Annotated in this window: 3 protein-coding genes; 2 read left to right on the plus strand and 1 reads right to left on the minus strand. The window is 69.8% G+C overall.

What is annotated here, in order from left to right; all coding sequences use genetic code 11:
- Positions 1-79: 79 nt before the first annotated feature.
- Positions 80-700 carry a HutD/Ves family protein gene (locus AB4Y86_RS17325; protein ID WP_441403402.1) on the minus strand — a complete coding sequence of 207 codons (621 nt, stop codon included), beginning with the start codon at positions 698-700 and terminating at the stop codon, positions 80-82.
- Between the two features lie 90 nt (positions 701-790).
- Between AB4Y86_RS17325 and AB4Y86_RS17330 the strand changes: the two genes are divergently transcribed.
- Both AB4Y86_RS17330 and AB4Y86_RS17335 read left to right on the plus strand, forming a co-directional pair.
- On the plus strand, positions 791-1,390 hold the full coding sequence (locus AB4Y86_RS17330; protein WP_441403403.1) for a phosphoribosylanthranilate isomerase: 600 nt from the start codon (positions 791-793) through the stop codon (positions 1,388-1,390).
- Positions 1,391-1,503: 113 nt separating this feature from the next.
- Complete coding sequence (locus AB4Y86_RS17335) at positions 1,504-2,049, plus strand: YceI family protein (protein WP_441403404.1); 546 nt, start codon at positions 1,504-1,506, stop codon at positions 2,047-2,049.
- The last annotated feature ends 121 nt before the right edge of the window (positions 2,050-2,170 follow it).

The raw sequence follows: 2,170 nt of genomic DNA on the forward strand, positions 1-2,170 counted from the left end.
GCTCCGAACCGGCCCTTTTGAGGGCTCATAACGGCGCTTGTGGAGCAACCGATGACGGGTCGGGGCGGCCGGGTCTCGGCTAGTCTGCGACCGGGTCGATCGACACGACCGCGAGGAAACCGCGGCCCAGGATTTCCGGTGTGCCGGTGCCTGAGCCGACGACGGCGTCGTACCGGCCGAGCGGCTCACCGCCGCCGGCGTCCGTGTCACCGCCGCCGTTACCGGCACCAGCGCCGCCGCCCGCACTGACCGTGGCCTGGCCCTGCAGCAGAATGCCGAGCTGGCCGGCGAACACCGGGTGGGCGCGCTTCTTCGACAGTTCGATAATGGAGGTGTAGCCCTTGTACGCGCCGGTACGCGTCAAAACGTTCAGCTCGCGGATATCCCCGGTGGGGAGGGCCCCGGCGCTGTCCGCATCGCCGGCAAACCGGAACGGCCGGTATTTCTCCAGGGGGTGCTCGGCGCCGTCCACGGTCAGGAGCAGCAGTTCGCCGCCGACCACGGTGAGTACCCGTTCCATCCCCGGGAAGCTGGGGTAGGGGCCGGCCTTGGCGACCTCCGCGATGCTGATGTGCCAGTCCCAGCCCCCGTCCTGCGGCGTCCCCGGCCCGGCGGCGTCCGGGAAGCTGGCCAGGGCGCGGGTGACCCCGCCGGTGTGCCACGGGCGGGGTTTGAGCTCGGCGAACCGGATGATCTCCATCGCTCCAGCCTAGCCGCCGGGCGTCATCTCGCCGCGGCGGGGGCGGTCTTGCTAACGTCAAAGGGACTATCAGCTGCGTAGGGAGCCGGAATGTTCGTCAAAGTGTGCGGCCTCAGCACCGCCGATTCGGTGCAGGCCGCGGTCGACGCCGGCGCCGATGCGGTCGGTTTCGTGCTGACCCGCAGCCCCCGCGAGGTTCCCCCGGACCGGGCCCGGGAGCTGCTCGTCGGAGTGCCGGCCGGGGTGGCCGCCGTCGGCGTCTTCCGGCACGAAACGGCGGCCGACGCCGTCGCGGTGGCCCGCGAGGCAGGACTGGAGTGGCTGCAGCTGCACGGTGAACGCACGCCCGAGGACGTCCGGGCGGTACACGACGCCGGCCTGCAGATCATCAGGGCCATCACCATGGAGGCAGCGCCGGAGGAGTTCGCGGACTGGGGCGAGGATTTGCTGCTGATCGATGCGGCCGTGCCCGGATCCGGGGAGGCCTGGGATTACGGCTCGGTCCGCGCCCTGGGGTTGGAAGGGCGGCGGTGGCTGCTGGCCGGCGGCCTTGACCCGGTGAACGTGGCTCAAGCCGCCGCGGCGGCCGGCGCGTGGGGAGTGGACGTCTCCTCCGGCGTCGAGCAATCCCGTGGCGTCAAGGACCTGTCCAAGATCCGGGTCTTCGTGACGGCGGCCAAGGGAGCCTGAACGGCATACCGGCCTGAGTGCCTATTGCCATGCGGGGTTCCTCGTTAGCATGCTTGTGGGGGACCTCCAATTCTCGGCGGTCCGTCCGCCATCAATGCGAAGGAGAAACGGCAATGACCCTGCCCCAAGGATTGACCCCTGGCGTCTGGACGCTGGACATGTCCCACAGCGAAATCGGCTTCAGCGTCCGCCACGCCGGGATCAGCAAAGTCCGTGGCCGCTTCAACGAAGCCTCGGCGGAGGCGCGCGTCGGAGACTCGCTGGCGGATGCCTCCCTGCATGCCACGGTCAAGACCGCCAGCTTCGACTCCGGCGACACCAACCGCGACGGCCATGTGCGCGGCCCCGACTTCTTCGACGTCGAGAACTACCCCGAGATGACCTTCCGCGCGACGTCGGTCCGGGGCGAGGGCGAGGACTACGTGCTTTCCGGCGACCTCACCATCCGCGGAACCACGAAGCCGGTTGATCTGGAAGTGGAATTTACCGGCGTCGCGGTGGATCCCTATGGCCAGACCCGTGCCGGTTTCAGCGCCGAGGCGGATATCAGCCGCAAGGAATTCGGCTTGACCTGGAACGCGGYCCTCGAAGCGGGCGGTCTGCTGGTCAGCGACAAGGTCAAGATCAGCGTCGAAGCAGCCCTGGTCAAGCAGGCCTGAGCGCAGCCGCCGGGTAGCGGCCGGGTGGTGCTGTCGACCAAATGGCCAGCCGCCACCGGCTGCCCGCGCTGCCCGCGCTGCCCGCGCCGGCCCGGCGTCAGGGGACGCTCAGGGCGAACCC

The sequence above is a fragment of the Arthrobacter sp. 2YAF22_2 genome (assembly GCF_052114645.1).
Classification (GTDB): domain Bacteria; phylum Actinomycetota; class Actinomycetes; order Actinomycetales; family Micrococcaceae; genus Arthrobacter.

Excerpts from the sequence above, each read along its gene's own strand:
- AB4Y86_RS17325 (WP_441403402.1), bottom strand. The coding sequence starts at position 700 with ATGGAGATCATCCGGTTCGCCGAGCTCAAACCCCGCCCGTGGCACACC.
- AB4Y86_RS17330 (WP_441403403.1), top strand. The coding sequence starts at position 791 with ATGTTCGTCAAAGTGTGCGGCCTCAGCACCGCCGATTCGGTGCAGGCC.